We start from the raw sequence: 26701 nt of genomic DNA on the forward strand, positions 1-26701 counted from the left end.
GCGTGGACGACAGTACGGAGCGGCCGCACTCATCAGCGCTGCTGAACTAAGGAGGCTTTGATACGCGATACGCCTCGGGGGGAGCAGATCCGGCTATACGGCGACATTCGCACACTGTAACGATGGCAGCGCCATGAAAGGAGGTACAGATGCAGCAGCTGAATGACTTAACACTGGCGAAGATCGAGCAGGCGATAGTCGCAATCGAAACGCAGATGACCGTTCGGGTCACGCAGATCGAACTGTTGGGAGCCGAATTATCGGCTGCCAGGGCGATCTTGGGGTCGTTGAAAGCCTTGCTTGTGGAGTGCGATGAGCAACGCACCGCGATAATCAACCGGACGTCCCGCTAGACCGGTTGCGGCAGGTGAGAACGAAGGGGCGCCGGGCGCCGGCGTTGCGCCGGATTATCTGGATTCAACGCCAAATTACGGCCTCACCCCGTCTATCGCGCCGATCTTGAGCCGCCCTCACGATTTTTGCCGCAGGCGCGGGACCGCTCATGCGGCCAACGCGCAGCGTTCCTATAATTTCAGAAACTTCGCGAAGAACACCATGAAGTCTTTTGACGTGCGCGCGCAGACGATAGGCGAGGAGATTGCCAACACCGCCATTCACGCTACGGCGCTGATATTGATCCTGGCGGTGGCGATCCTGGCATGGCCTGCTCGACGCGCCGATTCCGTGCGGGTCCCCGCACCCGCGATTGCGGTCTACCTCTCGACGATGGTCCTTCTGTATGCGACGTCGGCCCTATACCACGGTGTGCCACCAGGGCGGGGCAAGCGGCTGCTCATGAGACTGGACTACTGCGCCATCTATCTTTTTATCGCTGGCAGCTATACGCCGTTCGCGCTCGGGGTACTGGCTGCGCATGGCGGCATCGCACTTTTGATCGCCATATGGACGCTGGCAGGAGGAGGCGTCGCATTGCAGCTTTTGGGCAAGCTCTCACATCCATTTCTGTCGACCGGTTTCTATCTCGGTATGGGCTGGGCTGTGCTTGCTCTGGCATGGCCGCTTTTCACCCTGCTGCCGCTTTCCGGCGTCGCCTGGCTGGTCGCAGGCGGGCTGTGCTATACAGGGGGAGTCGTTTTCTTCCTGCTGGACAGTCGTCTTCGGTTCGCCCATTCGATATGGCATCTTGCGGTACTGGCGGGCTCGGGCTGCCACTTTTTAGCGATCGCCCGATATGCATAGCTGCAGCTTCTGAACACCGACTGGAATCGATTGGGGAATCGATAAAATGCTGGATCTCCACGTCCGGTTACGTATTGCGGTTTCCCTCACCTGAGACAGTGACGCGTTGGATGCAGCAGGTCCTCCCGACCGCAACTGCATATCAGGCGTGGAGCGCCCGCGCAACCGGTCCGCGTGCCGGGTTGCCACCTCCCGCTATGAACCGCGATTTCCGGGAGCGAAGCCACCCTTCGAGCGTCCTTTTGCGACCGTTCAACTGACGTTCGCCACGACGGCATCAACGACTGTTGAGGGTCGACAAGACTCATTCGAATATCGCGTCAACGGTCATTCACTTGCCCGTTGATTGTTGTGTAACCGGTCAGATGGCGACTCGGAACGCTTGCTATGCCGGTCTCCGATACATTCGACACCCATTCGAACGAGCAAATTCCGCATATGGCTGTCGATGACGTCGACGTGTAAATGGGTAGCCTGCTGATTGGCCATCTACGGGTTGGTGGTGGCAGGTCTCAAGCCTAACAGATTGAGACCTGCCACTTGTCGTAGCCACGCGCCTTGATAACACGAGTCAGGTTGAAAGATGCGACCAAAAACGGGGTTGCTGGAACGGAGATATTCGATTCGACAACTTATTCTTTATTTCTGTCCGCTTGGCCAGTTTATGCTTTTTCGAACCGGCTGCCGGGAGTTACTGCGCCCAATGAACGGACGGCTTATGCTTTAATTCGCGGTCGCTTTTAGGCTAACGGCACATGCGCGCGCGGCGTCCCCTTGGGGGGGGCGGCTGGGGACAGTCACGTTCAGCAGTGTCCTGAAAACCCGCGTGCAGCGGGGGTTTTCTTTTCGGGACTATAGGGCTTCGTGGGGGTAACTTCCGATCCTCCGGAATCGATACCCCAGACTCATTGTCGATTCTGCCCCACCAAAGAGTCCCGCAGCTGGCGCCGCTTGGACCTTCCGCAAGCAACTGGAAGGACCATGGGCGAGCACCTTATTTCGGCCCACTGTGAATTTTCCTATCCGACAAAGTGAATCCCAATATTTGGCGGCCGGCTGTGGAGCGTGCCCGAACCAGTCCGCCTGTTCAACGTTCATCAGGTCTTTCACGGTAGGCTGATTCGCGAATCGCTAGCGGTGTCAAAGCGTCTCTTTTCGGCAATAACCAGTCCTTGCTTTCGAAACGCGAATATCTGAGACGGTCGCCCTGCCTACGTCCAGGCCGTCCGCTGGGCGCGAGCGCGCCCGCGCCGACCGGCCTTGCATCCAGGGCCCGCTCAGCGTAAAATGTGTACACACAGATTCACAATCAGGCGCCATTTGTGGAGGCGAGATCATGGAAACAATCAAGGTTGGTATCCGGGAATTCCGGGCGGATCTGGCAGAGTATATTGCCGCGAGCACGCCGGTGGCTGTCACACGTCACGGGCAGACGGTAGGCTACTTCATTCCGGCACAAGGTCAGAACGAAGGGGATATTGCAGCTCTGAAAAAAGCAGGCAGGACGTTGGATCGGCTTCTTGCAGAGCAGGGCGTTGATGTTGAAGCAATCGTGTCCGATTTCAAGGCAGCTCGCAGGCCCGCCGGCGACCGCAAAAAGGCGCACGCGAAAACTGCATGAGTAACAAGGCGATCGTTCTAGATGCAAATATTTTGATTCGCGCTGTCCTCGGCAAGCGAGTGCGCGAACTTATAGTCGAACACGCTGTTGCAGTCAGATTTTTCGCCCCTGATGTTGCTTATGCTGACGCCAGAAAGTATCTACCCCCACTGCTGAAGAAGCGTGGTATTCCGAGTGAAGCTGCCATGCAGGTACTCGACGATCTGGTTTCAGTCGTTCAGGTCATTGATGCCGACATTTATCTCGACATGAAGCAGAAGGCCCTGCAGCGCATTGAGCGAAGAGACGCCGATGACTGGCCTGTTCTTGCGTGTGCGATGATAATTGGATGCCCTATTTGGACGGAAGATGCTGATTTTTTCGGCACTGGCGTAGCAACCTGGACGACGGACCGCGTCGCGCTGTACTTTGCGTAGTTGAAGCGTTGTCACTCGCGACCATAAACACATGCTTCCTTTCGGCCGGGTCGGAGTCGTTCAAAGGCCGACCGACATAGCAGGAAGGTAGGGTTTGTAGGTGAGCGGTGGACATCCAGTCCGAGCCAATGGAAGTCGGGCGAGAGAACGACGATCTGACGCGGCGGCCGTGGTGCACAGCTAGACCGCTCCGGGTTCACAACGGCTGTTTAGTCCGGCTGGGGCTTTCCGTCGACCTTCGTCGCATATTCCCTATTCAGTTGTCCTGCATATTGTTAGAGGGTACCCTTCCATGAGTCGGCATTGCAAGAGCGAGCGTATCTAGCGGCGGATGGTCAAGATCGTGGCGCCTAACTTGTACGTCGCGGTCGGCATCTCGGGTGCGATCCAGCACTTGGCGGGGATGAAAGACAGCAAGGTTATCGTCGCGATCAACAAGGACGCGGAAGCCCCGATCTTTGGCGTGGCGGATTATGGACTCGTGGGCGATTTGTTCACGGTCGTGCCCGAGTTCACAGAGTCGGTCTGATAAAGCTTACGTGTCAGTTCCAGGTTAGCGAAAGCATCGAGTTTCGAGGAGATGGATTTGCGCAAGACACGAATAGCCATTATCGGTGCGGGTCTTGCCGCGACACCTAACGCGTTAGCGCTGAATTAGTTGCGTGATTGTTTTTCATTTGGCCGACGTGCGATCCCGCAAGGTGCCGGTCCGCTCGTTCTCAGGAACCGCATATCAGGGGCCTTACAGGCGCTCCCGGGTTGCGTCATCTTTGTGCCTGTTCAGTAATGCAAACCGTCTCTTCAGATGATGCAGGGGAGAGCGCCGGAACATCTCGCGCCGCTCCTCTTCCTCGAAGAACGCGAGCGACGGCTTCACGAGGTCGCTACGGCTTATCAAGCCCACCAGACGACGCGACTGCGCGTCCGACACCACCGGCAACCGCTCCAGTCCATGCACCGCCAGCCGGTTGGACACGATCCGGCAAGTTTCCCCGGGCAACGCCATGATCGGTGTGTTTGCGCCGAACAGGTCGCTCATGACCTGCATGGCTGGATTGCCGGTGCGCGCGATCAATCCGTCGCGCTCGATCATTCCCACCAGCGCGCCGTCTCGCGTCACCGGAAACGCGCGATGGTTTTGTTTTTCACCAAAGTATTTCGCCATCACCTCGGCGACCGGCAGCTCTGCATCGATCGTCTGGACCTTGCGCGTCATGACTTCCTCGACGAAATGGCGTTCGAGAGGATCGATGCCGTACTCCCGATAGATGTGATAACCGCGGCGTGCGATCTTCTCGGTCAGGATGGAGCGCCGCATCAGCAGTACCGTGAATCCGTAGGCGACAGCCGAAGCCATGAGCAGGGGCAACAGTACGTTGGCGTCATGGGTGAGTTCGAACGCGAATACGGTTGCCATGATCGGTGCGCGCATCATTCCGCCGAGCGTCGCCGCCATGAAGACCAGCGGCCATACTGCCGGCTCCCCGCCAGGCAGGAACGGTCCGACGATGGTTCCCATGGCCGCACCCATCATCAGCAGCGGAGCGAGTACGCCTCCAGACGTGCCGGAGCCGAGGGCGATGATCCAGATGATCGCCTTCACCAGTATCAAGCCGGCCACGACGCTGATAGCAAGATGGTTGTGCAGCAAATCGCCGATGACGTCATACCCTACGCCGAGCGCGCGTGGCTCGACATATCCGCCGATGCCCACGGCAATGCCGCCAAGCGCCGGCCACCACATCCAGTGGATCGGCAATTTGCCGAAGAGGTCCTCGACCTTGTACAGCGCCGATGACAGGCCCCAGGACATCGCGCCGGCCATGAGACCCGCAACCACGCATGAAACGAGGCCGAGCGGACCCAGTGCGATGGTTTGCAACGGGAAGAGGGCGCCGCTGCCGATCAGAAGGGGTCGAGTGAAACCGGCCACCGCGCACGCGACGGCAACGGGCAGCAGGCTACGCGGGCGCAGTTCGAACAGCAACAGTTCGACCGCGAGCAGGACGGCGGCTACAGGCGTACCGAAAACCGCGGTCATGCCGGCTACGGCGCCGGCGACTAGCAGCGTCTTGCGTTCACCCGCTGTCAAATGGAAATACTGCGCGAGCAGCGACCCCAGTGCGCCGCCTGTCATGATGATTGGCCCTTCCGCACCGAACGGGCCGCCGCTGCCGATGGCGATGGCGGAGGAAAGAGGCTTGAGCACGGCGACCTTCGGCGACATCTTGCTCTTGCCGAACAGGATGGCTTCGATCGCTTCCGGAATGCCATGCCCGCGGATGGCTTCGCTGCCATAGCGCGCGATCAGTCCAATCACGAGTCCGCCGATTACGGGAATCACGATCACCCACAGACCGAGCGTATTTCCGGCGGGCGAGCGACTGTCGAACGATAGCGACTGGAAGAAGAAAAGGTTGGTGAAAAAATTGATCAGATGGAGCAGGACATAGGCCGTGACCGTGCTCAACGCGCCGATCACTACTGCAATGGCCGTGATGCGCAACAGGTGAGCATTCGCTGCAAAATCCCCTCTTGAAGCGTTTTCGTGCACATTAACTCCTCATCAATTCAGATTTGCGTTGCATCGGCTGCCGGAACAGCGTGACCTTGCTGAAATTGAAATGCCAGCAAAGGTGGGCAGTGTCGGTGTGCCCTGATCTAAAGGTCGATCTGCGGAACGCGGAAGGTGCCCGCGAGGGACTTCAGTTCTGCCCGATGCAATTGGGCGAGCCGCGAGAGGATCATCTCTCCGGGTTTCAGCAAATGAACCTCGACCTGACGGCGATCGATTTCGCTAGGCTTTCTCTTGACCAAGTCCAGCGCCTCGCACCGCGACACGAGCGAAACGACTCCGTGGTGATGCGCCTGAAGCCGCTCAGCCAGTTCGCCGACAGTTGCCCAATCCCGGTCCGGGTAGCCCTTGATATGCAACAACAGCAAATACTGCAGCGGAGTAATGCCTTCGTCCTGAGCAGCCTGCTCGGAGAACCGCTCGAACCGCCGCATCTGGTAACGAAATTCGGACAGCTGTTCAAAGTCTTCTTTTCTCAAGGTGCGAAAGGTTTCTTTCATGGGGATAGTCCAGTCAGGATCCTGGGTTAAAATAATATCACATCATGATATATATGGGCGCGTGCTGAATGTGCAGGGCCGGGAGGCCTTGGCGTGACGAGCGCTTGGCTGATGGGCGACAGCGCATGCAGTGAGCGCGGCCACGCACGTCAGTGATAGCAACTATATGGGCTGCGGTGACTGCTTGGAAATTTGGAGTACGAACGAATTGCCAGGGGCGCGCAAGTCCGATAGATTCCCTATCCCCTTTTGCGTGCACGGAGTGGGTCGATGCACTCCCAAGCCAGGACATGAGGCGGACCAGAAGCGGCGTTCCACGCAAGGTCGGTACAACCATGCTGAGCGCGCTTTTCAATAACCATTCTGGGGACCGCCGCACCGCCCCTTAAACCACTCCAAGCAACTCTTTCAATTGCGCGGTTCTCGACCGGCTAACCGGAACCTGGGTCTGATCGGCGTCGTCCATTACAAGGTTGACGCTCTCCTCCGACTTGACCAGTTCGACCGCATACGGAAGGCTCACGATATGACTGCGGTGCACGCGTAAATAGATGCTGTCGTCGAGTCGCAGTTCGAGATCCGCTAGCGAAAGATTGGAAAGATACCGATCATCCCGGGTGACAATCGTCGTGTAATGTCCGTCCCCCTGAAAGCGGACGATGTCCTTGAGATCGATCAGGATCACGCGGTTCTTCCGGTAGACGGGAATCTTGAACAGCCTGCGCGGCAGTGCAGCATTGCCGCCGGATTGCTGCCCCGACGGTTCGGTCGTGAGATCGGTGACATCGTAGAAAATCATGCAGGTGCCGCAAGCGCCCTGCGCGCCGCTCATTTTCGACACCTTGATCATCAGGATCCGATCGGGGATGTTGATCATCATCGCCACCGGCGGCGGCGACTTGATCGGGCAGCCGCCCGCGTCCTTCGATTGCAGCAGGAAGCGCAGCTTGTCGCGGCTCTTCTCCGGGTGCAGTTGCACCACGTCGATGCCGAACAGCTTGTCCTGGCTGACCCCCAGCGACTGCTCGCCGGCCGGCCCGAGGATCTGCAGCGCGACGTCGTTAAAAGCCGTCACGTGCCCTTGCTCGTCGAGCCAGACCATCCCCGGATTGAACTGCTCCAGCTTATGCTGGAATGTCTCGTTGCGACGATGTTCCGACGTCGGCGGCCCGGCGTGTTCAAACGGTTTCATCCAAGGCCTCCTGCCCTGAAAAGCGGTCGCCGCTCTCTGGCGGCTGTTCTTTGTTGTATGTCTTTTCCGAAATTCGCGCAAGTTTTCGAGCCGTTCACGCAGGTAAACCCGCCATTCAGGAAATCCGCTTGAACTGCTGCGCTGTGTCGTGAAATCGTGATTTTTCGGGCCGGGCGGGCGAAGCGTCGCGCATGGCGGGGTCACTCGGCCCGTCTCGGGTTTCATGCCCGTTTTCCGTTAATTGGCGCAAGCGAACTGCCGTTCGGGAAATCGCGTTGAATGGCGGCGCCAGAATGTGAAATGCTCATCAAAGGCTAATACGAAAACGCTTCATTTACGCTTCAGTTCGCCGGCGGATGAAAACCAAAGGAGGCCAGTGTGATCCCCCGTCCATTCGACTATTACGTTCCGCGTACCTTGCCCGAGGCTGTCGCTCTGCTGAGCGAGCATGGCGACACTGCCAAGCTGCTTGCCGGCGGCCACAGCCTGTTGCCGATGATGAAGTTGCGCATGGCCGAACCAAGTCAACTGATTGACCTCGGCAAGCTTGCGGAACTCAAGGGCATCCGCGAGGCAGGCAACGAAATTCGCATTGGCGCGATGACCACCGAGAACGAACTGATCTGGTCCGGATTGCTGCAAACACAATGTCCGCTGATCGTGGAGGGCGCGCGCCAGATTTCGGATCCGCAAGTCCGCTACCGGGGTACGCTGGGCGGCGACATTTCGCACGGCGATCCAGGCAACGATCACCCGGCGCTGATGTTGGCGCTCGATGCATCGTTCGTGCTCGTGGGGACAAGCGGCGAACGTGTCGTGCCCGCCGATGGGTTCTTTCTCGGCACTTATATGACGCTGCTCGAACCCGGCGAGATCCTGACAGAGATCCGCATACCCATTCCCGCCGCGGGAAGTGGCTATTGCTACGCGAAGCTCAAGCGCAAGACCGGTGACTTCGCGACCGCGGCCGCGGCAGTGACGCTGCGCATGAGCGGCGGCACTGTGGCCGACGTGCGCATTGCGCTGACGAATGTCGCGGAAACCGCCTTTCGGGCGACCGGCGCGGAGCGGTCGCTGCTAGGCAAGCCCATCGATGAACAAACGATAGCCGAAGCCGCGCGTCAGGCGATGGCCGCCTGCGCGCCGGTTGCGGATCTGCGCGGCGACGTTGAATACAAGACGGCGATGGCGGGCGAAATGACGCGACGGGCTCTCGCCACCGCCTTTTCGCGCGCAGTTCATTGAGCATTGGGTAATTGAGTATCGAGCGCGATTTCCTGGAGAGAAAGACATGAACAAGAAAGTCATGGTGTCGTTCAAGCTGAACGGCAAGGAAACCGATGTGGTGGCCGAGCCGCGCGAATTGCTGATTCATACGCTGCGCGAAAAGTGCCTTCACACCGGACCGCATATCGGTTGCGAGACTTCGCATTGCGGCGCATGTACGGTCGATTTCGACGGCATGTCGGTGAAATCCTGCACAGTGCTGACCGTGCAGGCCGAAGGCGCGCAGGTGCTGACCGTCGAAGGCCTTGCGCAGGGCGGTGAACTTCATGCGCTGCAGGAAGGGTTCATGCAGGAGCACGGTCTTCAATGTGGCTTCTGTACGCCGGGCATGCTGATGCGTGCCTATCGGTTATTGCAGGAAAACCCCGACCCGAGTGAAGAGGAGATCCGTTACTGGATGGCGGGCAACCTGTGCCGCTGCACGGGTTATCAGAATATCGTGAAGGCCGTGCAATACGCCGCGCGCAAGCTGCGCGGCGAACCGGTCGAGACCTCGCACCCGCTGATGGCAGCGCACGCGCACTGACGACCGCAAGCAGCTTGCATGGGACCGGAGTAGGCGCTGAAGCGCTAACTCCGGTCGACAGGAGAACCGTGATGGGAAACATTGACACCAATCTCGATCGTCTTGCCGCGCTGGAAGGCATGGGCTGTTCGCGCAAACGCCGCGAGGATCCGCGCTTCATTCAGGGCAAAGGCACTTACGTCGACGACATCAAGATGCCGGGCATGCTGTTTGGAATAATGGTTCGTAGTCCATATGCTCATGCGCGGATCAAGAAAATCGACAAATCGCGCGCGCTCGCCCATCCCGGCGTGCATGCGGTGCTGACAGCCGACGACCTGAAGCCGCTCAAGCTCCACTGGATGCCGACACTCGCGGGCGATGTGCAGGCGGTGCTCGCCGATGAAAAGGTGTGCTTCCAGAACCAGGAGGTGGCATTCGTCGTGGCCGACGATCGTTATGTCGCCGCCGATGCCGCGGAAATGGTCGAAGTGGAGTACGAGGAATTGCCGGCGGTAGTCGATCCGTTCGCCGCCCTCGCTCCGGATGCGCCGGTGATCCGCGAGGACATCCGCGACAAGCAGACTGGCGCGCACGGCGCACGCACGCATCCGAATCATATTTTCACGTGGAATATCGGCGACAAGGACAAGACTGATCGCGTATTCGACAACGCGGACGTGACCGTGGTGCAGGACATGCTGTATCCGCGCGTGCATCCGTGTCCGCTGGAGACCTGCGGTTGCGTTGCATCGTTCGATAAGGCGCGAGGCGATCTGACGGTCTACATCACGTCACAGGCGCCGCATGTCGTGCGCACGGTGGTGGGCTTGTTGTCGTCCATTCCGGAGTCGAAGATTCGCATCATCTCGCCGGACATTGGCGGCGGTTTCGGCAACAAGGTCGGCGTGTATCCCGGCTATGTCGTATCGATTGTCGCGTCGATCGTGCTCGGGCGGCCCGTCAAGTGGATCGAGTCGCGTATCGAGAACCTGAGTTCGACGGCTTTCGCACGCGACTATCACATGACGGGCGAACTGGCCGCTGACAGCGACGGCCGGATCAAGGCGCTGCGGGTGCACGTCACGGCGGATCATGGCGCGTTCGATGCCTGCGCCGATCCCACCAAGTGGCCCGCCGGCATGTTCCACGTCTGCACCGGTTCCTACGCAATCCCCAACGCGTTCGTCTCGGTCACTGGCGTTTATACGAACAAGTTTCCAGGCGGCGTTGCTTATCGATGCTCGTTCAGGGTGACGGAGGCGGTCTATCTGATTGAGCGGATGGTCGACGTGCTGGCGCAGAAACTCGGTATCGACAAGGCCGAAATACGCTTGCGCAATTTCATCCACAAGGAGCAGTTCCCGTACACCACGCCGCTCGGACTTGAATACGACTCCGGCGACTACGAGCCGGCGTTCAAGAAGGTGCTTGCCGCTGTCGACTACCCGGCGTTGCGCGCCGAGCAGGCCGCGCGCCGTGCCGATCCGCACGCTGAGTGGTTGATGGGTATCGGCATGGTGAACTTCACCGAGATCGTGGGCGCGGGGCCGTCGAAGATGTGCGACATCCTGGGCGTCGGCATGTTCGATTCCTGCGAGATACGGGTACATCCGGACGGCTCGGCGATTGCGCGCATGGGCACGATCACGCAAGGGCAGGGCCATCAGACCACCTATGCGCAGATCATTGCTTCAGAGGCCGGGATTCCCGCCTCGGTGATTACGGTCGAGGAGGGCGATACCTCCACGGCGCCCTACGGGCTCGGCACTTATGGCTCGCGCTCGACCCCCGTGGCGGGCGCAGCAATCGCGCGGGCGTCGCGCAAGATCCGCGAGAAGGCCCGGCAGATCGCCGCGCATTTGCTGGAAGCCAGTCCGAACGACGTCGAGTTTGATATCGATCGTTTCGTGCTCAAGGGCTCGCCGGAGCAGTTCAAGACCATCAAGCAAGTGGCCTGGGCCGCTTACAACAACGTTCCCAATGGCATGGAGATGGGGCTTGAGGCAGTGGACTATTACGACCCCCCCAATTTCACGTTTCCGTTCGGCGCGTATGTCTGCGTGCTCGACGTGAATCGCTACACGGGGGAAACACGCGTGCGCCGCTTTTATGCACTCGACGATTGCGGCACGCGGATCAATCCGATGATCATCGAAGGGCAGATCCATGGTGGCTTGACGGAAGGGTTCGCGGTGGCGATGGGGCAGGAAATGCCCTACGACGAAGCGGGCAATCTGCTGGGCGCAACGTTGCTGGATTATTTCATACCGACTTCGGCGGAGACGCCTCATTGGGAAACCGATTTCACCGTGACGCCGTCGCCGCATCATCCGATTGGCGCGAAGGGCGTGGCTGAATCGCCGCACGTTGGATCGATTCCGTGTTTTACGTCGGCCATGGTCGATGCGTTCGCGCATCTGGGTGTGACGCACATGAATATGCCGCACAACGCGTATCGAGTGTGGCAGCAGTGCCATTCGTTGGGCCTGACCAGGCAATAGTGATCCGGTCGCAACGAAACTCGATTATGCAAAGGGTGATGGAATGAAAGTCGTACTCGAAAAGGTGTTTCCACTAGACGCTTCGTCGGATAGCGCCTGGCAATTGCTGCAGGACATTGAGACGGTGGCCGGATGCATGCCCGGCGCGAAGATCACGGAGCGCGTGGACGCGACCCATTACAAAGGCACGATCACCGTTCGGCTCGGTCCGGCCACGATGTCGTTCAAAGGCGATATCGAGGTGTTGAATCTCGACACGGCGGTGCGCAGTCTGCATCTGGTGGGTAAGGGAACGGACGCCACGGGCAGCTCGGCGGCATCGATGGATCTGGTCGCGAGTGTCCAGGCCACGGGCGACACGTGCGAGCTGACGGGCAGGAGCGAGGTGACGATGAGCGGCAAGGCCGCCGCGCTCGGAAGCCGGCTGATGGGTCCGGTCGCTGACCAGATGCTCAAGCAGTTCGTCGCCAACTTTGCGGCGCGGCTTCAGGCCTTTGCGACCCCGCAGGTGACGTCCGTGGCATCGGAAGCACCGGGGAGCGTGCCCCAATCCGTCATGTCCGTCGCGCCGGAAGCCGCTCACGTCCCGCCCTCCGAGCTCAATGGCCTCGCGTTGGCGTGGGCGGTCATGCGCGAGTGGTTCCGTGGGCTTTTCGCCCGCAAGTCGGTCTGAGAGCGGACAGAGGCAGTCATGGTGACCGACCGGATGAACGATGTCGTGAGCCTGCAACACAGGCTGGAGGGTCATGGTTTTATCGCCGAGCGCAGCTTTGCGGCGACCCTCCTGCTGACGATGGAAATGCGCCGGCCGCTGTTGCTGGAGGGCGAGGCCGGTGTTGGCAAGACCGAGGTGGCGAAAGCGCTTGCGCGGCTCCTCGATACGCGGCTGATCCGGCTGCAATGCTACGAAGGCCTTGATGCGCACTCCGCGCTGTACGAGTGGAACTACCAGCATCAACTGCTCGCGATCAAGTTGTTTGAACAGGACGAGCGATCGGTTCTCGACAAGGAGCAGGATATTTTCTCCGAACGCTATCTGCTCAAGCGGCCGCTGCTCGAAGCGATCACGACGACGCCGGCGCCTGTCCTGCTGATCGACGAGATCGACCGCACCGATGAAGCGTTCGAAGCCTATTTGCTGGAGTTGCTGTCCGACTTCCAGATGTCGATTCCCGAGCTTGGTGTGATACGCGCCACAGAAAAGCCTTTCGTTATCCTGACTTCAAACGGAACGCGCGAGATTTCCGATGCGTTGCGCCGCCGCTGCCTGTATCAGTACATCGACTATCCGGGCTTCGAAAAGGAGTTGCTGATCGTGCGTACCCAGATTCCGGAAGTGCCGGAGAAACTGGCACGGCAGATGGTGGAGTTCGTGCAGTCGGTCAGGCAGATGGATTTGCAGAAAAAGCCCGGTCTGGCCGAGACACTCGACTGGGTATCTGCGTTGCTTCGTCTGGGGGTGAGCGTGATTGATACGGATGGGGTGGAGCAGATCATGGATTCGCTGTCCGCGCTCGTCAAGACGCGTGAGGATCAGGCCGGCCTGACACGGCCGGTCGTCGAGAAACTGGTGGCCGCATGTTGAGCGTGAATACTCGCACCGATGATCGTGCGCCTCCGTCGGGCATTGAGGAGGTTTTGGTCGCCCGCTACACCGGGTTTGCCGGGTGGCTGCGCGCGAACGACTTTCGCGTGACGACCAGCGACATCGCGACATCAATGGAAGTCGCCCAACTCGCGGGCCAGACCAACAGCCAGATCTTGCGCTGGAGCCTGCGTGCCGTGCTGTGCTCGCGCGCCGAAGAATGGCGGCGCTTCGATGACCTGTTCGACGCTTACTTCCTGATGCCGAATCGGCGAGCGCTGGTTGAAGTGCGTGCTGGCGGCACCGGCCGGATCGAGCGGGATAACGAGCGCGACAAGAACGCTGGCCAGCGCGACGGCAGCGAAGGTTTGCCGTTGTCCCTGGCCGGAAGCGGCGCGGACCCGGAGCATGCAGACGGCAGCACAGCCGACCAGGGCGCCTCAGGCGAAACCCCGCTCTCCCATGCGGACTTCCGCCACCTTAACGAGCCGGACGAACTGTTTGCAATCGACGAAGCAATCCGGCGTTTCGCGCTTCGGCTGCGAGGCATCCAGATTCGCCGTGAACGCCGCGCGAACGCGGGCCGTGTGATCGATATGGCGTGGACGATCCGTCGCAGTGTCTCGCGCGGCGGGCTGCCGCTCGATCTCGGCTGGCGCAGGAAGCGGCGTCTGCGTCCGCGCATCGTGCTGTTGCTGGACGTCAGCCGTTCAATGAGCCTGTACAGCTTTTTCTACCTGAGGTTGGCACGCGTGCTGAGCGCCCGGGTGACCGATGTCTATAGCTTCATCTTCCACACGCGCCTCGTGAGTGTCGCGCAAGCGTTGCGGGACCCCGACCCGCGACGCTCGCAGGAGCGGCTGCACATGCTGTCGGCCGGGTGGGCGGGAGGCACGCGCATTGGAGAGAGTCTCGATGAATTCATCCAGCAGCATGCGACTCGGCTGCTGCACTCGCGCACCGCAGTCGTGATCGTCAGCGACGGCTACGACGCAGGTGAGCCCGATAGCCTGCAGCAGGCACTCGCGACAATCCGCCGGCGTTGCCGCCGTCTGGTCTGGCTTAATCCTCTCGCGGACCGCGCTGACTTCACGCCATCGAGCGTTGGCATGCAGGCTGCGATGCCTTATATCGATTTACTGGCAGGCGCACGCGATCTGGCGAGTCTCGAGCGAGTGCTGCCCCAAGTGCTGTCCACCCTGCAATGAGCACCGATACCATCCTGCAACTCGAACAACGGCTGATTGAAGAGGCGCAGCCGTTTGCCGTGGCCACTGTTATTCGGGCCGGGCCGCCAACGTCTACCTGGGTCGGTGCGCAGGCGCTGATAGACAGTGAGGGCGCGCTGCACGGCTGGATTGGTGGCGGCTGCTCGCGAGCGATCGTGATCCAGGCGGCGCTGGCAGCGATCCGCTCGGGGCAGGCCAAACGCATTCGCATCAGCAACGAGCCGGCGACGCAAGACGCGGACGTTGAACTCCACACCATGCCTTGCGCGAGCAACGGCACCATCGAGCTCTTCATCCAGCCGACAGTGCCCGCGCCATTGGTACTCGTGCTGGGCTCGACACCGACCGCGCTCGAAGCATGCGTGCTCGCGCAACGCATGGGGCTGCGCGTGTGCGCTGCGGCGAACGTGAGCGCACCGTTTGCCGCTCTCGGCCTGACGCGCGTCATTCAAGGATTCGATGCCGATGCCCTGGGCCAGATCAAGCCGCAACTGATTCTGGTTGCTACGCAAGGCGACTGCGACGAGGACGCGCTTGAGGCGGCGTTGCGCACGTCGGCGGCGGCTGTGTTGCTTGTGGCGAGCGAGCGCAAGGCGGACAAGTTGCGCGACACCATGCGTTTGCGCGGTATTGCGCAGGAGCGCATGGCCGCGCTGCATGCGCCCGCCGGCCCTCATATCCACGCGCATACACCGCAGGAGATCGCGCTTGGCGCCGTCGCCGGATTGGTGACGCAGTGGCGCGAACTTGAGCTGGCAGCGGCCGATGCCGGTGCGCCGCGTATCACCGGCGACGATGCGGTGCCGAGCGTGCCGCCATGCGAATCGATGGCATCGGTTGAGCCCGCGGTGGCACGCTATGTCAATCCGGTGTGCGGCATGCCTGTCGATATCGCGTCGGCGAAACATGTTGTCGACTGCGGCGGACAGCGTGTCTATTTTTGCTGTGATGGTTGCAAGATCGAGTTCGAACATTCGCCCGATAAATATCTTGCGATTGCTCAAGGCAGGCGGGAACGGGAGAAGACATGAACGACGCGCGGAACATGACGGGGCCGGCGTTTTCGGTCGTGGTGCTGGCAGCGGGCTTGTCATCGAGGATGCAGGGACAGCACAAGCTGCTGCTGCCCGTTGATGGGCAGCCCGCAGTCAGGCGCACCGTGAGCGCGTTGGCTGCTGCAGGCCCCGAGGAAATCGTGGTGGTGACGGGCTTCAAGGGGCGCGCCGTCATGGAGGCGCTGGACGGCTTGCCGGTCATCTTTCAGTGCAACCCGCGCTATGAGGATGGGCAGATGACGTCGGTCGCCGCGGGTGTTGCCGCGCTCCGGTCGCCTTGCAGCATCGTGCTGGTCTGCCTCGCAGATCAGGTACTGCTGGAGGCCGCCGACTACCGCGAACTTGTCGACGCTTTCGCCGCGATGCCGCGCGGATCGATCCTGATTCCCATGTTCAACGGACTGCGTGGCAACCCTGTGGTTTTTTCCTCCAGCTATGCCGCCGAGGTCATCAGCGGACACGTCAATCCAGGATGCCGCAAGCTGATCGCCGAGCATCCGGATGAGGTGTTCATTCATGAAGCCGCGCATGATCGCTTCGTCGTCGATATGGACACGCCGGAGGACTATGCGAGCATTCTGGCGCGCGTGGCGCAGATTTCCGCCGAAACGGCCGGTCCAACTTCCAGGGTATGACCGGCGGCACGAACTCGAGCGTTCCGGCATGCACGCCAGCGGCATATGCTCGATCAACTGCGTGAACGTGACGCTCGCAACGTCACGTGCCCCCAAACCCGCTACGCCGAGCGCGGGTTTAAAGACCCAATGCCTGGCCGTCGCTACGCGGATCGTGAGCCCCTGACAGCGCACCGTCCGATTCAATTCGAATCACCCCCGGATGACCCGCAAGCGGACTTTGCGCTGCAATAGCGCTCACCTCATGCCCGCGCGCCGCCAGCGCGGCGAACACATCGGCACCGGCGTCTTCCTCCAGCTTCAACGCATCGCGGGTATCCGAGAAGGTCTTGCCAAGCAGGAAACGTGGATGAGCCAGCGCGCTCAACGGGTCCATCCCGTAGTCGATCAGCCGCGTCAATACCGCTGCCAGTGTCTGCGGCTGACCGTCCGCGCCCTGCGTGCCGAACAGCAGATGCGGCCGCCCATCCTTCAGGTACATGCCGGGATTGAGCGTATGAAATGGCCGCTTGCCCGGCCGCACGGCGTTGTGATGCGCGGGGTCCACACTGAACGACGCGCCGCGGTTATGCCAGAGGATGCCGGTGTCTCCTGCCACAACACCGCTGCCCCAATCGAAGTAGACCGTCTGCAACATGCTGACGCTGCGGCCTTGCCCGTCCGATGCACCGATGAACACCGTATCGCCCGGGCGAAATATGTGCGGCCAGGCCCGCGCTCTATGAAGGCTGATCGAGCGCGCGTGGGCATCGAGCGTGTCGGTCGAGAGCATGTCACCGACAGGAACGTGATTGAACTCGGGGTCAGAGACCCAACGGTCCCGATCGACGAACGCGCATTTCACTGCCTCCACCAGCAAGTGATAGTAGTCGGCGCTGCCCTCGGCAATGGACGACAGATCGAAGCGTGCGAGCGTGCCCATGATCTGCAGCGTGGTGACGCCTTGCGTTGGCGGTTGCAGGCTCACGAGTTCCCCGCCGCGATACGTCACGCGCAGCGGTGCTTCGTCGCGTGCGCGGGTGTTCGCAAGGTCGGTTGGCGTCAGTGGCGAGCCGGCCTGCTGCAGGCCGCGTGTAATGCGCTCCGCGAGTTCGCCTTCGTAGAATTCGCGCGCACCATAGGTTGCGATGCGTTCAAGACTGCGCGCGAGCGCCGGTTGAACGAAGCGCTCGCCAATCCCGGGAGCGTGGCCGTCGGGTGCAAATACCGCTGAAAAGCCCGGCATTGCGCGCAATTCATCGGCGCGAAACTGCTGCCAGAAATGTTGCGATGGCGTGACCGGAAATCCCTCCGACGCATAGCCGATAGCGCGATCGAACAGAGACGACCACGTGCGTTGGCCGCCCCATGACGTCTGGCTGATTGCGTACGCCTGGTGCCAGGTATCGACCGTTGCCGCCGTGGTCAGCGTCGAACCGGCGCCGCGCAACGGAATGGCCGCAGAGAACGAAGGCAGCGTCTGCGCCGCCTGTCCGATGCCCGATAACGTACGCAACATTCCCGTCCGGTCACCGATGACGCAGAATGCATCGCCGCCAAGACCGGTGAAATGCGGGTAGGTCACGCTCAGCGCGGCGCCAATCGCGATGGCCGCTTCAATCGCGTTGCCGCCCGCGCGCAGCACCTCGAGTCCTGCTTCGCTCGCAAGGGCGTGCGGGCTGGTGACTATGCCTTCGGTGGACGTGGCGAGGGTTGTGTTGTGCATGGATTGCGTCGCCGGTCAGCCGAGCGTGAAGCGCTCGCGGGTGGTCACATAGTCGCTCGCGCCAAACCGTCCGACCGGGAAGTAATGTTGAAGCCGCACGTGCCATGTTTCTGTATCGATCAGTTCGTCGCGTGCATGCAGTCTGTGGACGCGTCCAATGAAGATCTGCCGGCTTGTGGTTTCCAGCGTCTCCCACAACGTGCATTCGAACGCCACCGGTGCTTCCGCGATCCGCGGCGGCGCGACCCGCGAGCTTGCTACCGGCGTCAGCCCAACCTTCGCCAACTCGCTGACATCGGGCGGCAGACGTTCCCCGCACCGATGCATTTTTTCGGCCATCGCTTCGTCGCAAAGATGCACGACGAACTCGCGGCTGCGTGCAATATTCACGGCCGTGTCCTTGAGCGAGCCATCGTCGAGACGGTTGATGCTGATCATCACGATGGGCGGTTCCTCGCCCAACATGTTGAACATCGAGAAGGGCGCGGCGTTGATCGTGCCGCTCGCGCTCATGGTTGTCACCAGCGCGATCGGACGCGGCACGATCAGGCTCGCCATGAGCTTGTATCGCTGATATTCGGTGGTGGCTTCGAAGTCTATTTCCATGATGGCGTGGATCAGTGAGCTTAGGTTTGACGTTCGGATTCAACTCATGCCGAGCAGTTGTCCGAGGCTCTTCTCGCCCAGCATGCGTGAGGTCTCAATGCGCTCTTCCAGTTCGCGCAGATGCGCTTCCATGCGCGCAATGGCGCCGGCCGCATCGCGCGCTTCGATGCAGTCGACAATCGCCGCATGTTCCTCGTGCTCGCAGGGGGCGTGGCCCGGCGGCTCGTAGACGCCCACGATCAGCGAGCATCGCGACACCAGTTCCGTCAGGTAGCGTTGCAGGATCGAATTGCCGCCAAGCGCCGCGATACGCAGGTGAAAGTCGCTCGCCAGCCGCGCCCACGAAGGCTGGTCGAAGCGATGCATGGCTTCGTGCTCATCGGCTAGTTGACGGCGCAGTTCCTTGATGTCGCGTGCGGTCGCCCGTTGCACGGCGAGTTCTACCAGCACGCGCTCCATCGAGCGGCGCGCTTCAAAAATCTCGCGCGTTTCCTCGGGAGTCGGCTCGGCGATCACCGCGCCCTTGTTTGGCCGCAATGCAACGATGCCGTCGTACGCGAGCTTTTCCAACACGCGTCGCACGACTGCACGGCCCACGCCGAACAACTGGCACAACTCTGGCTCTGGAAGTTTGGTGCCGGGCGTCAGGCGATGGTTGAGCACACCGTCGAAGATTGCCTGGTAGAGGCGGGCATCGGCGTCCTGCGCTGTATCGGGCACGGTTTTTTGGGGCGGCTTTGCAGCCACTTTCAATGCGGGTTTCGGAGTCATTTTTCTGCGGGAAGGAGGGTCTGTTTCTTCGTGCCGACGAGACCCGCGCTCTCCATCTCGTCCATATGACGGGCGATTGCCCCGGGTGTTGTCATCCACACGTCGCCGTTCGCGCGGGCGGCGGCAATGTGCTGCAATGCACGACGCAAATGGCGCAGCCGATAGGGCTGTCCGACGAGGTAGGGATGCAGCGCGATGCCCATCACGAGCGCTTGCGGATGGCGGCTGCGGTTCGCCTGTTCGAGCATTTCGTCGAACTGGTCGATGATCATGTCGGCGAAGTCGCGCGCGTCGAGATGACGGCCGACCATCATCGGCAAGTCGTTGAGTTCTTGCGGGTAGGGGATGGACCACAACGAACCGGCGCGCGTTGCCATGCGCACCGGGCGGTCGTCGTGGCACCAGTTGAGCGTGTAGCCGTAGCCGGTTTCCGCGAGCAGGTCGGGCGTGACGCGGGACTCGGAGATCCATGGCGAGAGCCAGCCCGAAGGCGGCGTGCCGGCATGCGCGGTGATGCGCTCGCGGCAGTGCAGCAACAACGCGCGTTCGCTGTTTTCGTCCAGGTCGCTCTGGCGGTGCGCATTCGTATGGCCGTGTGCGATCAGTTCGTCGCCGCGTGCGAGACAGGCGTCGATGACCTCCGGGCAATGGTCATACAGCGATGTATTGATCAGCGTGCCCGACGGCAGTTCAAGCTGATCGAAGAGTTCGATACAGCGCCATACGCCCACGCGGTTGCCATATTCGCGCCAGCTGTAATTGAGCACATCGGGCTGCGGCGAGACCGGGCCGAGGGCCGCGCCAAGTCCCTCACCGAACGCAAAATGTTCGATGTTGAAGCCGAGATAGACCGCGAGGCCAGTGTCGCCCGGCCAACGAAACGCGTCGGTATCGGTGATCGGCCGGTATGGAAAACGGCCATGCGTGGTGAGCGGACCGAACGCAGGATCGTGCGACGCGCAAGCGTGGCGGATAGTGTCCATGTACAAAAAGCCCTGAGTGACAAACGTGCTGACAACGTGCCGCGCGTGAACCTTTTTGGGGGATCGCGCCCCGTGGCGGACCCGCGGCGCACCGCGATTGTGCGAATTAGCGGGTTTGATCGCCGACAGTTCGGTTTCGAATTGTGTGCAATTTACACGCCATATCGTCTACGTTCAATAGAGGTGATGGTTCGCAATAAAGTTATCGATATGCGAACAAAGTGGCATATGTCTTGCATTCGGGGTCTCGCAGAGATATTGCCTCCGCCGCTGATTGCGCCTGATTGCCGCTCGCCGGCGCTTTTATTGAGGAAATGCCCTGCATGAGCTCGTACTTATGAGTCAGCCCACTTCAGCCGTGCTTAAGACCGAGCCCGCCGATATCGAACTGGTGCATGTATCGAAGCAATATGGCGATTCGCTCGCCGTCGATTCGATCGACTTGCGGATTCCCGGCGGCCAGTACTGCTGCCTGCTCGGGCCGTCGGGCTGCGGCAAGACGTCGACGTTGCGGATGATCGCCGGCCATGAGTCGATCAGCGACGGCGACATCCTCATCGGCCAGCGCAACGTGACGCGCGCGCAACCCGCCACGCGCGGCACCGCGATGGTCTTCCAGAGTTATGCGTTGTTCCCGCATCTGTCCGCGCTCGACAACGTCGCGTTCAGCCTGAAGATGCGCGGCGTAGCCAAGGATGTACGCCGCCGGCGGGCGGGTGAACTGCTGGAACTTGTCGCGATGAGCGCCTATGCCGAACGCAAGCCGTCGCAACTGTCGGGTGGCCAGCAGCAGCGTGTCGCACTCGCCCGCGCGCTGCTCAATGAGCCGCGCTGCCTGCTGCTCGACGAACCCTTGTCCGCACTCGACCCGTTCCTGCGCGTGCAGATGCGTGCCGAACTCAAGCGCTGGCAGAAGGAGCTGGGCATCACGTTCGTGCATGTAACGCACTCGCAGGAAGAGGCGCTGGCGCTTGCGGATATGGTTGTTGTGATGAGCCATGGGCGCATTGAGCAAAGCGGTTCGCCCTACGAAGTATTCAACCGGCCGCGCACGGAATTCGTCGCGCGTTTCCTCGGCGGACATAACGTGCTCGGCGCCAACGGCCGCGCGTTTACCGTACGCGCCGATCATCTGCGGATTGCACCGCACGGGTTCACGCCGGTCCAGTCACCCGCGAGCGAAACCGGCTTCAGCCGTATCGGCGGGATCCCTTGCACGGTCCGCGAAACCGAATATCAGGGTACCCATTTGCGCATGACGCTCGCCCCGCTCGACGGTTCACCCGACCTGGTTTCACTGCTCCCCGATAACGAATACGACCCGCAGCGCCTGGGACCCGATGCGCGTGTCGTGGTCTGGTGGAACGAGCAGGACGCCCATGCGTTGGCCGCATAAGAGACCGCTTTGCGTTGTACGTTGCAGCAAACGACAATTTCAACCAAGGGAGATGGCCATGACCGAGCGTTACGAACACCCGTCCGAACCGACCACGAGCGAGACACCTGCAAGTGCCGCCACGACGGAAACCAGGGGTATGTCGCGCCGCACCTTGCTCAAAGGCGCGGTAGCCGCGGCGGGAATTGCCGGGTTTCCGTACGTGCATGCGCAGGAAAAGATCACGCTTCGCTACCTTGGCACGGCGGTGAACCAGAGTTCGGACATCGCGAAAAAATTCCAGGAAGATACCGGCATCCAGATCCAGTACATCCCGGTGACCACCGACGACGTCGCCAAGCGGATCATCACGCAGCCGAATTCATTCGATATTGTCGACACCGAATACTTCTCGCTGAAGAAGCTGATCCCCGCCGGCACGCTGGCCGGCATGGACGTAAAAAAGATCAAGCTCGCCGACAAGATCACGCCGGTGCTTACCCGTGGCGAGGTCGACGGCAAGAAGATCGGCGACCAGGGTACGGCGCCGAAGAAGGTAATGTTCCTGACGGGTGCGCGCTCGACTGAGTTCTCCGCGACGCCCACCGAATGGATGACGCTGATTCCCACCACCTACAACGCCGATACGCTCGGCATCCGTCCCGACCTGATCAAGCGCCCGATCACTAGCTGGGCCGAGTTGCTTAACCCCGAATTCAAGGGACGTGCCGCACTCCTGAACATTCCCGCGATCGGCATCATGGATTCGGCCATGGCAATCGAGGCAATGGGTCATGTCAAGTACGGCGACAAGGGCAACATGACCAAGGCCGAGATCGACCAGACGATCAAGATCCTGATCGAGGCGAAGCGCGCCGGCCAGTTTCGCGCGTTCTGGAAGGACTTCAACGAGAGCGTGAACCTGATGGCGTCCGGCGAGGTCGTGATCCAGTCGATGTGGTCGCCCGCCGTCACGAAGGTACGCACGATGGGAATTGCGTGCAAGTTCCAGCCACTGAAGGAGGGGTATCGATCGTGGGCGTCGGGCTTCGGGCTGCCGCGCTCATTGCAGGGCCGAAAGCTTGATGCAGCCTATGAGTTCATCAACTGGTTCCAGGACGGCTGGGCCGGTGCTTACCTCATGCGCCAGGGCTATTACGCGGGTGTGCTCGAGACCGCCAAGACCCATATGCAGCCGTATGAATGGGACTACTGGATCGAAGGCAAGCCGGCCGCGCAGGACATCAAGGCGCCCGACGGCCAGTTGCTCGAAAAGGTCGGCACGGTGCGCGACGGCGGTTCGTATAACCAGCGCATGGGGGCAATCGCGTGCTGGAACGCGGTGATGGACGAGAACATCTACATGGTCCAGAAGTGGAACGAGTTCATTGCGGCTTAATGTGATTTAGCGCAAGGCCGGCGTGCATGTCGCGTACTTCATGCACGCCGGCCACCTCTGTTTATCCAATAGGTAAAACCGCGATGGCATCGATCGAGCTTCCCATCCAGCCGCTGGAGGCGACCGTCAAGCACCGGCGTGCGGCCGCATGGCTCCAGGCGACGCCGCTCGCGTTGACCTTCGTCCTGTTCTTTCTCGTGCCGCTGGTTATCACGCTGATCGTGAGTTTCTGGGACTTCAACGAATACCAGATCATCCCCGCGTTCACGTTCAAGAACTATGCGGCGATCTTCGACGGCTGTTCTTCGATGACCGATGTCTGCGTGACCTTCAAGACCTACTGGTCGACGATAAAATTCTGCGCAATCGTCTGGGTGGTGACGCTCGTGATCGGTTTTACAATCGCCTACTTCCTGTCGTTTCATGTCCGTTCATCAGGTATGCAGACGGTTTTATTCCTCGTTTGCACAATTCCGTTCTGGACCTCGAACGTGATCCGGATGATCTCGTGGATACCGCTGCTCGGCCGCAACGGGCTCGTGAACCAGGCGCTGCTTTCATCGCATATGATCGACAAGCCGCTCGAATGGCTGCTCTATTCGAACTTCTCGGTCGTGCTCGCCTTCGTGCATCTCTATACGTTCTTCATGATCGTGCCGATCTTCAACGCCATGATGCGCATCGACCGGTCGCTGCTCGAAGCCGCGCGCGACGCGGGCGCGAGTGGCTGGCAAGTGATCCGCGAAGTGGTGCTGCCGTTGTCGAAGACGGGGATTGTGATCGGCTCGATCTTTGTTATCACCATCGTCATGGGCGATTTCCTGACAGTCGGCGTGATGGGTGGGCAGCAGATTGCGTCGGTCGGCAAGATCATTCAGGTGCAGACCGGCTACCTCCAGTTTCCTGCCGCCGCGGCCAACGCGATCATCCTGCTGGCAGTCGTGCTGATGATTGTCTGGGCGCTGACGCGGGTAGTCGATATCCGCAAGGAGCTTTGACATGGCCGCGACTCGTCTGAATCTGAAGCACCGCGAGCGGCGTCCCGCCAGTTTCTACTGGCTCGCGCTGGTGTTCGGGCTGTTCGTGCTGTTCCTCTACGGCCCGATCATTACTATCTTCATCCTGTCGTTCCAGGGACCGGAAGGCGGTCTCACGTTCCCCATGCGCGGTGTTTCGCTGCACTGGTTCGCAGTATTGCGTCAAGGCGTGGGCGACATCGACATCTGGGCCGCGTTCGGACGCTCGGTGCGTCTTGCCGCAGTCGTCACGGTGTTGACGGTGCTGTTCTCGGTTGCGGCAGGGCTCGCGTTTCGCAAGCGCTTTCGCGGCGACACTGCCGTGTTCTATGTGTCCGTCGCGAGCCTGATCATGCCGTCGATCATCGTGTCGCTGGGAATCGGGCTCACGTTCCGGCTGCTCGATAACGGCGTCAAGTATCTTGCCGGCGCGTGGGGCCATCAATCATTCGTCGACAACTACACTACGTCGATGGGCCTTTATACCTCGGCGCTCGGCGCACATTTGACGTGGACGCTGCCCTTCGGATTGCTCGTGATGTTTGCTGTGTTCAACCGCTTCAACCCGGCGTATGAAGAGGCGGCCCGCGACCTTGGCGCGTCGCCCTGGCAGAGCTTTCGCCATGTAGTGTTGCCGATCATCGGGCCGTCGGTGATTGGGGTCGGGATGTTCGGCTTCACGTTGTCGTGGGATGAGATCGCGCGCACGTCGCAGGCTATCGGCGACCAGAACACGCTGCCGCTGGAGCTTCAGGGACTCACGACTTCCGTCACCACGCCCGTGATCTACGCGCTCGGCACGATGACCACGATGCTGTCGCTGACAGTGATGGTGGTGGGGCTTCTGACGGTTCAGTGGCTGAGCCGCCGACGGTCGAGGGCGCTTGCAGGCTGACGGTCGAAAGCTCCGTTGCGGATCACGCCGCCGATAACGACCGTTCCAGCGCGGCCACGCCGGCGGGAAGATCCACTGGCACGCCGAGGTCGATCATCGTCCGGCCGAGTGCATGGATGGTCCTGAAGAGATGATGCTCGCGGCATTGCTCGCCCATCTGACCGATCCGTACGATCGGTGCGCCGAACGAACCTGCAATCTCGACATGATGATGGCGCGAGATATGGGCGCACACATCGGAACCGCTGACGCCCTGCGGCAACGCGATACCCACGACCGAATTCAGCCGGCTCGGCTTCGGAACATAGAGCTTCAGCGCCAACGCTTCAACGCCCGCTTGCAGCGCGTTCGAACATCGCAGATGGCGCGCGAACCGGCGCTCGAGCGTCTCGGCGCAAACCAGCCGCAGCGCCTCATGGAGCGCGAGCACGCCCGACACTGGCGCCGTGTAATGGTAGGACGCGTTGTGCCAGAAGTTCGTTGCCAGCGCCGCGTCGAGGCACCAATGCGTGGGTGGGACCGGACGCGACATGATGCGTTGCCAGGCCGCTTCAGAGAACGCGAGCAGCGAGACGCCCGGGATCGATGACAACCCTTTCTGGCCCCCGGTGATCACGGCGTCGATACCCCATGCGTCCATCGGCAGCGGCATGGTGCTCAGCGTGCAGACCGCGTCGACAATCACCAGCGCGCCAGCGGCGCGGGCGACCGAGGCGATCGATTCGAGGCTGCGATTCCAGACGGTGTTGGACGTCTCGCCATGTACGATCGTCACGATCTCCGGACGAAACCGGTCGATAGCGTCCGCCGCTTGCTGCGTGTCCGCCGCGGTACCGTCGACCACGTTCAGCGTTTCCACTTCAGCGCCGGTTCGCCTCGCCATCTCCGCCATGCGTTCGCTGAAGAAGCCGTTGCAGATGCAGAGCACGCGCGAGCCTTTCCACGCGAGATTCGTGATCGCCATTTCCATGGCAGCCGATCCCGGTCCCGCCACGCCCATCACCCATTTCGATTCGGTCTGGAACACATACCGGGCCATTGTCTTGACCTGACCGATAACCGCGGCCATGGTCGAGCCAAGGTGGTTGATCACGACGCCGTTGGCTTTCGCCACGGCGTCGGGGATGGGTACGGGGCCGGCGCCCATCATCAGCAGAGGTTCTTCGGGAAGAATTGAAGAGAGCGGCAGGACCGTTGGACACGCGATGCTGAACGTATCCGGCATGCCGGAATCTGCGGAAAGGGGGTATCGGTCGTTCATCAGGTTTCGTTTAATAAAGGCGTTATCGGATGGCTAAGCGGCGGGCCGCGGCCGCGATCCGTTCACATTGCCCGCGTCCTGCGCTGGCCGAAGCGGATCAGCAACCAGTAGAAAGCGAATCGCCGAGTGGGTGAGAATACCGGCGCCGAGGCCAAAACGAAACGGCTATTTGGCTCGGATGTGCTGATCCAGACCTTCGAACGCGGCGCAAGCTCAAGCGTTTCGCCTTCCCGCAGCCACCAGTCTTCCGACTCGCCTTCAATGGTCAGCCACACCGTACCCCGGCAAACCGTCAGGGTATGAGGCCGATCGATGAGCCAGCAGGCTGGCGCATCATGGGGTTCCTGCTCCAAGGTCCGGATTTCACGCATGTCCCTCTCCCATCA

25 protein-coding genes and 1 pseudogene are annotated in these 26701 nt (G+C 60.9%); 17 read left to right on the forward strand and 9 right to left on the reverse strand.

The annotated features are described in order from the left end of the window. Nucleotides 1–149 precede the first annotated feature (149 nt). The 5 genes and pseudogenes from ACSQ8V_RS20045 to ACSQ8V_RS20065 all read left to right on the forward strand — a co-directional run. Nucleotides 150–353, forward strand: a complete 204-nt coding sequence (locus ACSQ8V_RS20045; protein ID WP_436206906.1) for a hypothetical protein — start codon at nucleotides 150–152, stop codon at nucleotides 351–353. A 202-nt stretch (nucleotides 354–555) separates the two neighbouring features. Further along, nucleotides 556–1200 carry a PAQR family membrane homeostasis protein TrhA gene (trhA, locus tag ACSQ8V_RS20050; protein ID WP_436206907.1) on the forward strand — a complete coding sequence of 215 codons (645 nt, stop codon included), beginning with the start codon at nucleotides 556–558 and terminating at the stop codon, nucleotides 1198–1200. A gap of 1336 nt (nucleotides 1201–2536) precedes the next feature. Beyond that, nucleotides 2537–2821 (forward strand): type II toxin-antitoxin system Phd/YefM family antitoxin, encoded by a 285-nt coding sequence (locus ACSQ8V_RS20055; protein ID WP_213768150.1) that lies wholly within the window; start codon nucleotides 2537–2539, stop codon nucleotides 2819–2821. Beyond that, entirely contained in the window at nucleotides 2818–3237 is a 420-nt protein-coding gene (locus tag ACSQ8V_RS20060) for a PIN domain-containing protein (RefSeq protein WP_436206908.1), read from the forward strand. The genes ACSQ8V_RS20055 and ACSQ8V_RS20060 overlap by 4 nt, the downstream gene beginning before the upstream one ends. Nucleotides 3238–3574: 337 nt before the next feature. Continuing rightward, nucleotides 3575–3766 (forward strand): annotated as a pseudogene (locus ACSQ8V_RS20065) (electron transfer flavoprotein subunit alpha/FixB family protein); the annotation flags it as partial. Nucleotides 3767–3979: 213 nt separating this feature from the next. Here ACSQ8V_RS20065 and ACSQ8V_RS20070 read toward each other — a convergent pair. The 3 genes from ACSQ8V_RS20070 to ACSQ8V_RS20080 form a co-directional block, all read right to left on the reverse strand. Beyond that, a complete protein-coding gene (locus tag ACSQ8V_RS20070) occupies nucleotides 3980–5791 on the reverse strand; it encodes a chloride channel protein (protein ID WP_436206909.1) in 1812 nt (603 codons plus the stop codon). A 107-nt stretch (nucleotides 5792–5898) separates the two neighbouring features. Then, nucleotides 5899–6312 carry a MarR family winged helix-turn-helix transcriptional regulator gene (locus ACSQ8V_RS20075; RefSeq protein ID WP_436206910.1) on the reverse strand — a complete coding sequence of 138 codons (414 nt, stop codon included), beginning with the start codon at nucleotides 6310–6312 and terminating at the stop codon, nucleotides 5899–5901. A 385-nt stretch (nucleotides 6313–6697) separates the two neighbouring features. Next, nucleotides 6698–7504 carry a LytTR family DNA-binding domain-containing protein gene (locus tag ACSQ8V_RS20080; protein WP_213768155.1) on the reverse strand — a complete coding sequence of 269 codons (807 nt, stop codon included), beginning with the start codon at nucleotides 7502–7504 and terminating at the stop codon, nucleotides 6698–6700. Nucleotides 7505–7882: 378 nt separating this feature from the next. Here ACSQ8V_RS20080 and ACSQ8V_RS20085 point away from each other — a divergent pair, with 378 nt between their 5' ends. The 8 genes from ACSQ8V_RS20085 to ACSQ8V_RS20120 all read left to right on the forward strand — a co-directional run bounded on the left by ACSQ8V_RS20085 (nucleotide 7883) and on the right by ACSQ8V_RS20120 (nucleotide 16304). Next, nucleotides 7883–8749, forward strand: a complete 867-nt coding sequence (locus ACSQ8V_RS20085) for an FAD binding domain-containing protein (protein WP_436206911.1) — start codon at nucleotides 7883–7885, stop codon at nucleotides 8747–8749. A gap of 46 nt (nucleotides 8750–8795) precedes the next feature. After that, a complete protein-coding gene (locus ACSQ8V_RS20090) occupies nucleotides 8796–9317 on the forward strand; it encodes a (2Fe-2S)-binding protein (protein WP_436206912.1) in 522 nt (173 codons plus the stop codon). A gap of 71 nt (nucleotides 9318–9388) precedes the next feature. Beyond that, nucleotides 9389–11800, forward strand: coding sequence for an aerobic carbon-monoxide dehydrogenase large subunit (locus tag ACSQ8V_RS20095; protein WP_436206913.1), 2412 nt, complete (start codon nucleotides 9389–9391; stop codon nucleotides 11798–11800). Between the two features lie 43 nt (nucleotides 11801–11843). After that, nucleotides 11844–12473 (forward strand): SRPBCC family protein, encoded by a 630-nt coding sequence (locus tag ACSQ8V_RS20100; RefSeq protein ID WP_436206914.1) that lies wholly within the window; start codon nucleotides 11844–11846, stop codon nucleotides 12471–12473. An 18-nt stretch (nucleotides 12474–12491) separates the two neighbouring features. Next, entirely contained in the window at nucleotides 12492–13385 is an 894-nt protein-coding gene (locus tag ACSQ8V_RS20105; protein ID WP_436183383.1) for an AAA family ATPase, read from the forward strand. After that, the gene (locus tag ACSQ8V_RS20110; protein ID WP_436206915.1) at nucleotides 13379–14593 is read left to right on the forward strand and encodes a vWA domain-containing protein; all 1215 of its coding nucleotides are present in this window, start codon (nucleotides 13379–13381) and stop codon (nucleotides 14591–14593) included. Before ACSQ8V_RS20105 ends, ACSQ8V_RS20110 begins: the two co-directional genes overlap by 7 nt. Continuing rightward, entirely contained in the window at nucleotides 14590–15645 is a 1056-nt protein-coding gene (locus ACSQ8V_RS20115; protein ID WP_436206916.1) for an XdhC family protein, read from the forward strand. Before ACSQ8V_RS20110 ends, ACSQ8V_RS20115 begins: the two co-directional genes overlap by 4 nt. Then, nucleotides 15642–16304, forward strand: a complete 663-nt coding sequence (locus ACSQ8V_RS20120) for a nucleotidyltransferase family protein (RefSeq protein ID WP_436206917.1) — start codon at nucleotides 15642–15644, stop codon at nucleotides 16302–16304. The genes ACSQ8V_RS20115 and ACSQ8V_RS20120 overlap by 4 nt, the downstream gene beginning before the upstream one ends. Before the next feature lie 118 nt (nucleotides 16305–16422). Here ACSQ8V_RS20120 and ACSQ8V_RS20125 read toward each other — a convergent pair whose 3' ends face one another. Genes ACSQ8V_RS20125 through ACSQ8V_RS20140 form a run of 4 tightly spaced genes read right to left on the reverse strand, consistent with a single transcriptional unit; the run spans nucleotide 16423 to nucleotide 20369 of the window. Then, nucleotides 16423–18009, reverse strand: coding sequence for a gamma-glutamyltransferase family protein (locus ACSQ8V_RS20125; RefSeq protein ID WP_436206918.1), 1587 nt, complete (start codon nucleotides 18007–18009; stop codon nucleotides 16423–16425). A 15-nt stretch (nucleotides 18010–18024) separates the two neighbouring features. Next, the gene (locus tag ACSQ8V_RS20130) at nucleotides 18025–18615 is read right to left on the reverse strand and encodes a flavin reductase family protein (RefSeq protein WP_436206919.1); all 591 of its coding nucleotides are present in this window, start codon (nucleotides 18613–18615) and stop codon (nucleotides 18025–18027) included. 39 nt (nucleotides 18616–18654) lie between these two features. Then, nucleotides 18655–19386, reverse strand: coding sequence for a GntR family transcriptional regulator (locus ACSQ8V_RS20135; protein ID WP_213768169.1), 732 nt, complete (start codon nucleotides 19384–19386; stop codon nucleotides 18655–18657). Continuing rightward, the gene (locus ACSQ8V_RS20140; protein ID WP_436206920.1) at nucleotides 19383–20369 is read right to left on the reverse strand and encodes a polysaccharide deacetylase family protein; all 987 of its coding nucleotides are present in this window, start codon (nucleotides 20367–20369) and stop codon (nucleotides 19383–19385) included. Before ACSQ8V_RS20140 ends, ACSQ8V_RS20135 begins: the two co-directional genes overlap by 4 nt. A gap of 337 nt (nucleotides 20370–20706) precedes the next feature. Here ACSQ8V_RS20140 and ACSQ8V_RS20145 point away from each other — a divergent pair, with 337 nt between their 5' ends. From ACSQ8V_RS20145 to ACSQ8V_RS20160, 4 genes are all read left to right on the forward strand, one after another. Continuing rightward, nucleotides 20707–21765, forward strand: a complete 1059-nt coding sequence (locus ACSQ8V_RS20145; RefSeq protein ID WP_436206921.1) for an ABC transporter ATP-binding protein — start codon at nucleotides 20707–20709, stop codon at nucleotides 21763–21765. A 139-nt stretch (nucleotides 21766–21904) separates the two neighbouring features. Then, nucleotides 21905–23143, forward strand: coding sequence for an ABC transporter substrate-binding protein (locus ACSQ8V_RS20150; RefSeq protein WP_213768186.1), 1239 nt, complete (start codon nucleotides 21905–21907; stop codon nucleotides 23141–23143). Nucleotides 23144–23226: 83 nt separating this feature from the next. After that, on the forward strand, nucleotides 23227–24141 hold the full coding sequence (locus ACSQ8V_RS20155) for an ABC transporter permease (RefSeq protein WP_436207969.1): 915 nt from the start codon (nucleotides 23227–23229) through the stop codon (nucleotides 24139–24141). Between the two features lies 1 nt (nucleotide 24142). Then, on the forward strand, nucleotides 24143–25054 hold the full coding sequence (locus ACSQ8V_RS20160; RefSeq protein WP_213768173.1) for an ABC transporter permease: 912 nt from the start codon (nucleotides 24143–24145) through the stop codon (nucleotides 25052–25054). Between the two features lie 22 nt (nucleotides 25055–25076). Here ACSQ8V_RS20160 and ACSQ8V_RS20165 read toward each other — a convergent pair whose 3' ends face one another. Both ACSQ8V_RS20165 and ACSQ8V_RS20170 read right to left on the reverse strand, forming a co-directional pair. After that, nucleotides 25077–26315, reverse strand: coding sequence for a pyridoxal-phosphate-dependent aminotransferase family protein (locus ACSQ8V_RS20165; RefSeq protein WP_436206922.1), 1239 nt, complete (start codon nucleotides 26313–26315; stop codon nucleotides 25077–25079). A gap of 62 nt (nucleotides 26316–26377) precedes the next feature. Continuing rightward, complete coding sequence (locus ACSQ8V_RS20170) at nucleotides 26378–26686, reverse strand: DUF2917 domain-containing protein (protein ID WP_213768176.1); 309 nt, start codon at nucleotides 26684–26686, stop codon at nucleotides 26378–26380. Nucleotides 26687–26701: the final 15 nt, after the last annotated feature.

Source organism: Caballeronia sp. LjRoot31 (assembly GCF_964253885.1).
Lineage (GTDB): Bacteria > Pseudomonadota > Gammaproteobacteria > Burkholderiales > Burkholderiaceae > Caballeronia.

What these genes read in the sequence shown, in the direction of transcription:
- ACSQ8V_RS20165 (WP_436206922.1), bottom strand. Translation starts at nt 26,315, where the DNA reads ATGAACGACCGATACCCCCTTTCCGCAGATTCCGGCATGCCGGATACG.
- ACSQ8V_RS20140 (WP_436206920.1), bottom strand. Translation starts at nt 20,369, where the DNA reads ATGGACACTATCCGCCACGCTTGCGCGTCGCACGATCCTGCGTTCGGT.
- ACSQ8V_RS20155 (WP_436207969.1), top strand. Translation starts at nt 23,227, where the DNA reads ATGGCATCGATCGAGCTTCCCATCCAGCCGCTGGAGGCGACCGTCAAG.
- ACSQ8V_RS20105 (WP_436183383.1), top strand. Translation starts at nt 12,492, where the DNA reads ATGGTGACCGACCGGATGAACGATGTCGTGAGCCTGCAACACAGGCTG.
- ACSQ8V_RS20090 (WP_436206912.1), top strand. Translation starts at nt 8,796, where the DNA reads ATGAACAAGAAAGTCATGGTGTCGTTCAAGCTGAACGGCAAGGAAACC.
- ACSQ8V_RS20100 (WP_436206914.1), top strand. Translation starts at nt 11,844, where the DNA reads ATGAAAGTCGTACTCGAAAAGGTGTTTCCACTAGACGCTTCGTCGGAT.
- ACSQ8V_RS20110 (WP_436206915.1), top strand. Translation starts at nt 13,379, where the DNA reads ATGTTGAGCGTGAATACTCGCACCGATGATCGTGCGCCTCCGTCGGGC.
- ACSQ8V_RS20075 (WP_436206910.1), bottom strand. Translation starts at nt 6,312, where the DNA reads ATGAAAGAAACCTTTCGCACCTTGAGAAAAGAAGACTTTGAACAGCTG.
- ACSQ8V_RS20170 (WP_213768176.1), bottom strand. Translation starts at nt 26,686, where the DNA reads ATGCGTGAAATCCGGACCTTGGAGCAGGAACCCCATGATGCGCCAGCC.
- ACSQ8V_RS20130 (WP_436206919.1), bottom strand. Translation starts at nt 18,615, where the DNA reads ATGGAAATAGACTTCGAAGCCACCACCGAATATCAGCGATACAAGCTC.
- ACSQ8V_RS20095 (WP_436206913.1), top strand. Translation starts at nt 9,389, where the DNA reads ATGGGAAACATTGACACCAATCTCGATCGTCTTGCCGCGCTGGAAGGC.
- ACSQ8V_RS20125 (WP_436206918.1), bottom strand. Translation starts at nt 18,009, where the DNA reads ATGCACAACACAACCCTCGCCACGTCCACCGAAGGCATAGTCACCAGC.
- ACSQ8V_RS20055 (WP_213768150.1), top strand. Translation starts at nt 2,537, where the DNA reads ATGGAAACAATCAAGGTTGGTATCCGGGAATTCCGGGCGGATCTGGCA.
- ACSQ8V_RS20045 (WP_436206906.1), top strand. Translation starts at nt 150, where the DNA reads ATGCAGCAGCTGAATGACTTAACACTGGCGAAGATCGAGCAGGCGATA.
- ACSQ8V_RS20135 (WP_213768169.1), bottom strand. Translation starts at nt 19,386, where the DNA reads ATGACTCCGAAACCCGCATTGAAAGTGGCTGCAAAGCCGCCCCAAAAA.
- ACSQ8V_RS20150 (WP_213768186.1), top strand. Translation starts at nt 21,905, where the DNA reads ATGTCGCGCCGCACCTTGCTCAAAGGCGCGGTAGCCGCGGCGGGAATT.
- ACSQ8V_RS20115 (WP_436206916.1), top strand. Translation starts at nt 14,590, where the DNA reads ATGAGCACCGATACCATCCTGCAACTCGAACAACGGCTGATTGAAGAG.
- ACSQ8V_RS20060 (WP_436206908.1), top strand. Translation starts at nt 2,818, where the DNA reads ATGAGTAACAAGGCGATCGTTCTAGATGCAAATATTTTGATTCGCGCT.
- trhA (WP_436206907.1), top strand. Translation starts at nt 556, where the DNA reads ATGAAGTCTTTTGACGTGCGCGCGCAGACGATAGGCGAGGAGATTGCC.
- ACSQ8V_RS20080 (WP_213768155.1), bottom strand. Translation starts at nt 7,504, where the DNA reads ATGAAACCGTTTGAACACGCCGGGCCGCCGACGTCGGAACATCGTCGC.
- ACSQ8V_RS20160 (WP_213768173.1), top strand. Translation starts at nt 24,143, where the DNA reads ATGGCCGCGACTCGTCTGAATCTGAAGCACCGCGAGCGGCGTCCCGCC.
- ACSQ8V_RS20120 (WP_436206917.1), top strand. Translation starts at nt 15,642, where the DNA reads ATGAACGACGCGCGGAACATGACGGGGCCGGCGTTTTCGGTCGTGGTG.
- ACSQ8V_RS20145 (WP_436206921.1), top strand. Translation starts at nt 20,707, where the DNA reads ATGAGTCAGCCCACTTCAGCCGTGCTTAAGACCGAGCCCGCCGATATC.